Source organism: uncultured Campylobacter sp. (assembly GCF_938045225.1).
Lineage (GTDB): Bacteria > Campylobacterota > Campylobacteria > Campylobacterales > Campylobacteraceae > Campylobacter_A.
The window spans coordinates 1-4,317 of the sequence record NZ_CALINL010000271.1; the positions used below are offsets into that span (position 1 = coordinate 1).

7 protein-coding genes and 1 pseudogene are annotated in these 4,317 nt (G+C 33.6%); 3 read left to right on the forward strand and 5 right to left on the reverse strand.

The genetic code is table 11. From position 1 onward, the window contains the following. The first annotated feature begins 206 nt into the window (after nucleotides 1–206). The 3 genes and pseudogenes from Q0200_RS09710 to Q0200_RS09720 all read left to right on the forward strand — a co-directional run. Nucleotides 207–476, forward strand: a complete 270-nt coding sequence (locus tag Q0200_RS09710; protein WP_297940748.1) for a type II toxin-antitoxin system RelB/DinJ family antitoxin — start codon at nucleotides 207–209, stop codon at nucleotides 474–476. Beyond that, nucleotides 469–735, forward strand: a complete 267-nt coding sequence (locus Q0200_RS09715) for a Txe/YoeB family addiction module toxin (protein ID WP_297940749.1) — start codon at nucleotides 469–471, stop codon at nucleotides 733–735. Before Q0200_RS09710 ends, Q0200_RS09715 begins: the two co-directional genes overlap by 8 nt. A 20-nt stretch (nucleotides 736–755) precedes the next feature. Beyond that, nucleotides 756–942: pseudogene (locus Q0200_RS09720) on the forward strand (N-6 DNA methylase); the annotation flags it as partial. A 419-nt stretch (nucleotides 943–1,361) separates the two neighbouring features. Here the strand turns inward: Q0200_RS09720 and Q0200_RS09725 are convergent. From Q0200_RS09725 to Q0200_RS09745, 5 genes are all read right to left on the reverse strand, one after another. Then, complete coding sequence (locus Q0200_RS09725; protein WP_297940751.1) at nucleotides 1,362–1,637, reverse strand: hypothetical protein; 276 nt, start codon at nucleotides 1,635–1,637, stop codon at nucleotides 1,362–1,364. Nucleotides 1,638–1,640: 3 nt separating this feature from the next. Beyond that, complete coding sequence (locus Q0200_RS09730; protein WP_297940753.1) at nucleotides 1,641–1,898, reverse strand: hypothetical protein; 258 nt, start codon at nucleotides 1,896–1,898, stop codon at nucleotides 1,641–1,643. 20 nt (nucleotides 1,899–1,918) lie between these two features. Beyond that, nucleotides 1,919–2,554, reverse strand: a complete 636-nt coding sequence (locus Q0200_RS09735) for a zeta toxin family protein (RefSeq protein WP_297940754.1) — start codon at nucleotides 2,552–2,554, stop codon at nucleotides 1,919–1,921. A gap of 78 nt (nucleotides 2,555–2,632) precedes the next feature. Then, complete coding sequence (locus tag Q0200_RS09740) at nucleotides 2,633–3,427, reverse strand: Fic family protein (protein WP_297940755.1); 795 nt, start codon at nucleotides 3,425–3,427, stop codon at nucleotides 2,633–2,635. 53 nt (nucleotides 3,428–3,480) lie between these two features. Then, a partial coding sequence (locus Q0200_RS09745; protein WP_297940757.1) for a Fic family protein occupies nucleotides 3,481–4,317 on the reverse strand: 837 nt, incomplete at its 5' end.

Sequence of the window (4,317 nt, forward strand, 5' to 3'; positions counted from 1 at the left end):
AAGAGCGTCTTTATCAATGAATTAAGAAAGCTAGAAAACAAGAGTGTTGTTTTGATGGAGCGGATTTTATCTTGTTCAAAAAATAATATATCTTATCGTGTACTATAAGAAACTTTTGGATTTGTAATCGTTAGTTTATAGTGCTACCAAGATTACATTAGAAAATATGTTATAATGCAATCAGTTTAACTTCAAAGGTCATACAAATGAACGTATTAATACAGTTTAGAGTAGACAAAGAACTCAAAAATGAAGCCGACAAACTCTTTAAAGAGCTAGGTCTTGATCTTGGTACGGCGATAAAGCTATTTTTAAAGCAATCTGTAAATAAGCAAGCCATACCCTTTGCTATAACTACGCAAAAAGAGGATCTAGACGAAAAGTACCTAAAAAGCGTGATAGAAAACATTGACGGTGGCAAGGCAAAGATGATAAGAAAAAATCTAAGCGAGCTTGAGAGCCTAGCTGATGCTTAATATCGAGTTTTATCCTGACGCATGGGATGATTACTTAAATTTTACTGGCGACAAAAAGCTTTTCATAAAGATAAACACGCTCATAAAAGATATCGTCAGGGGTAATGAAACAGACGGCATAGGTAAGCCCGAAGCGCTAAAGGGCGATCTTAGCGGTTGCTATTCTCGTAGGATAGACGGCAAAAACCGCATCGTTTATAGGATTAAGGGCGATACGGCACAAATTTTACAAGTCGGAACGCATTATAAAGAAAAGTAAACTGCCTTCAAGTCTATATAAACGATGAGGAAAAATTAGTCAAAGGCAAACATTTAGTTGATGGGCTTAGTAACCTTATAGCGATCTTTGAAGGCTTGACTTTTTGTTAATGATGATTTGTTGGGTGATGCATACGAGTATCTTATGCACCATTTTACAACAGAATCGGGCTCGTCAAAAGGACAGTTTTATACCCCTACAGAAGTATTGCGTAATCAACTAATCCGCAATAAGCTTTTCAATAATCTAAATATTTTACACTCTCATCTAATTCGCTCTTGTACTTAGCTGCACTTTGTTTGTTACTGATAAGACGCACTTTCTTTGAAAAATTCTGAGATAGTGCATTTGCAGAGCAGTTTTAAACTTTACCGTCACGCTTTAGCATGCCATTCTGCTCTACTTCACTGCGTTTGTAGCTTTGTAAGAAGTAAGTAACTAGCATAGTGAAGTAAAACTAGCTTTCATCTATTTCAAATCGAAGCTTCTAGGCGGAGTTGAAAATATCACCTAAAAACTTAGAAACTTTAAATTTGCTATGCCCGTTAGTTTTCAAGAACATATTTTTTACCGTAAGTTACCGCTCATTTGTATGAGCTTAAGTTAAAGAAGACCAATTGGCTCTGCTACTGCATAAAGCCTCTCTTTGGTAAATCTTTTTTGGGCAAGTCAAGCACTAAACGCCAAAAATTCCAACTTTTCTCGTCAAACCAGCCGCACTGCGCATTATTTAAGGCTTGTATCATATCCTCTTTTACTTTCCAAAGTAGCACGAATTCGTCCAGGTCTGCATAGCGCATAGCTTGTGCTACGATTCTTTCAGGTGTCTCCATAACGTCGTAAGGTAGCTTCCACCAGATGTATTTATTTGCAAAATATCTTAAAATTTCATCTCTACTCACTAATTATAGCTCACTCATAAGTTTTAAATTTATCTCTTTTAACGCCTCTTTTACAAGAGTATTGGCTTCTTGTTCTTTGCCCAGTCTTGTCGCCAAATCCAAAATAACATTGTATAGCATTACATTATCTTTTGGAAATCTAATGCACTCTATTCCAGTACTTACATAACTTTCCATAGTTTCTCCAAGCTCTTTTGGACTTTTGGTCGCGCCTAGCTCTTTTAAAAGCTTGTCTGAAATCTCCACTTTTTTTAATGCCATTGTCTTTTCCCTTTCTAATTTTATTTTATAATGTTGTTTAATTTGCTATTTTTTATAACGTTTTCAAACCATTCTATTTTATTAGGCGAATAAAGGTTGATTGTGCCATTTTGCTTTTTAGCGATAAAATTTAAATTTGAAAACTTTTGTTTTTCTCTATCCTCGATCAATTCACTATTATCAAAAAAATAAATCACATCGCATATCGGGATAATGCGGGCTAAATTTTCAAAGCTTTGTGAAAAACGCCTTTCAAGCGTTGCTTCATCAATGGAGTGTCCGTTTCTTGCTGCTCTTATGGCCACTCGTTGTTTTGAGAGTTCGATGCTATTTAAGCCAACATAATAAAGGGTAATATAGTAGCCAGCCTCTTTGGCTTTATTTATAAATTTAACTATACTATGCCCGCTAAGAGTAGTTTCTATATTAAAATCTATCCCTCGCTCAATGTAAGACTTTCTTAGCTTTAATGCAAGCCTACCAGCTCTATTTTGATCTTTGGGATTTTGCCAGTCGCCAAATTCTCTAACGATTTCATCAGAATTTATCCTTGCACCATAGATGACAGAATCTACTTCAAGCTGGTTAATATAAAATGTAGATTTACCTGCGCCATTTACACCTGCAAATATATATAGTTTCTTTTGATCGTCCATTTCTTATCTCTTTACCCTTTTAAATTTTAAAGCTAAAAAGCCTAAATTTACACTTTTGAACTTTTTTCTGGGAAATTTTTAAGCCTCTCCATCTATTTTTGTCCCAAATCCTGACATAACTTTTTCAAGTGTAGAATATGCTTCATTCAAATCAATGCTTGCACCATCGATATAGTCTTTTAAAATAGCCTCATATTCATCTTGGCAAGACAAACAAGTATCTATTAAAAATCCCTTTTGGTTCTCATAATTTTTAAGCCCACGATAGTAAAATGCCTGATGCTCTACATCTATTATAAAAGGGGTAATGCCATTTTTAAGGCACTCTTTAAACATTATTAACCTACCAATTCTACCATTGCCATCTTCAAATGGATGTATTCTTTCAAATTTATAATGAAAATCTATAATATCTTTTATGTCTATATTAGTTTTTATAGTATATTCACTAAGTAGCCTTTCTATCTCTTGCACAACTTGTTTTGGTTTAGTAGTTGAAAAATCCCCTATATAATTTGCTGTTTTCTTATAGTCGCCTATTACATCATCGCTAGTCCCATTCTTTAAAATTCTATGAAGCTCTTTTAAAAACTCGTGTGTAATAGGCACATTAAAGCTTTCAAGTATAAAATCAAATGCCTTAAAATGATTTCTGGTTTCTAATATATCGTTTATTTTTATCTCTTCGCCGTCTTTTTCCGAAAAAAAGGAGCTTGTTTCATAAATATGCCTAGTCTGCTCCTTACTTAATCTACTGCCCTCAATATGATTAGAATTGTATGCAAAAACTATCTGGTTTAAATGATAAAAGCCATTTTTTATATGATTTCTCTTTTCATATAATAAAATTTCAAGCGAAGAGAATTTTTCCATAGCCAAACCGCCTTTAAGATTTAAAACCTATATTTGATCTCATTTTTACTCCCTTACTTATATTGTATTTTTAACTTGCTATCTTCGTTTTCATTGTCGATATAGCTATGTTTTAAGTCTGTATTACTATCATTATTTAAAAGATAACTCTTCCCGTTTTCTTTTATTTTTAAACAACCGAATTTTACAAGCTCGTCAATTTCTTTTTTAGCCATATCTTTGCTGATTTTAGCAATAGAGGCAAATTTGGCGATATCTATACCGCCGTCAAAGTTACTAACGCCGACGTCCAATACTTTGTTTAGGACTTTTTGTTGGGTCTTGTTTAAATTACAAGTTCTAAATTTATCCCAAAAATCAGTCTTAAAGACAATATTCTTTATAAGATTGATACTATCTTTGATGGCATGGTTCGTCATTTCTAAATGCCATTTAATCCATGCCGTAAAATCACAATTTGGATTACTCACAAGTTTGGTTGTTTGTTCTAGCTTCTCGTAATAAGCTTTTTTGTTGCTTTGAATAATGCTAGAAATAGAATACAATTTAATATTATTATTCGGCAAGCAATAGTCCGCCAAAGCCCTTGTTATTCTACCGTTACCGTCATCGTATGGATGTATAACTACAAACCATAGATGAGCTATCGCACTTTTTACATAAGCGTTTTCTTGACTATTATTAATAAAATCCAAAAATAACTTCATATCTTTTTCAATATGTTTTGGCGGAACAGCTTCATAATGAATCTTTTCGCGCGTCATTGCCCCAGAAACAACTTGTATTTGGCTATCTCTAAATTGAGCTACTTTGATTTTAAATAAACCGCTATATCCACTCTCAAATATAGCATTATGCCAACCGTGCAATCTTTCGATACTCATAGGCGC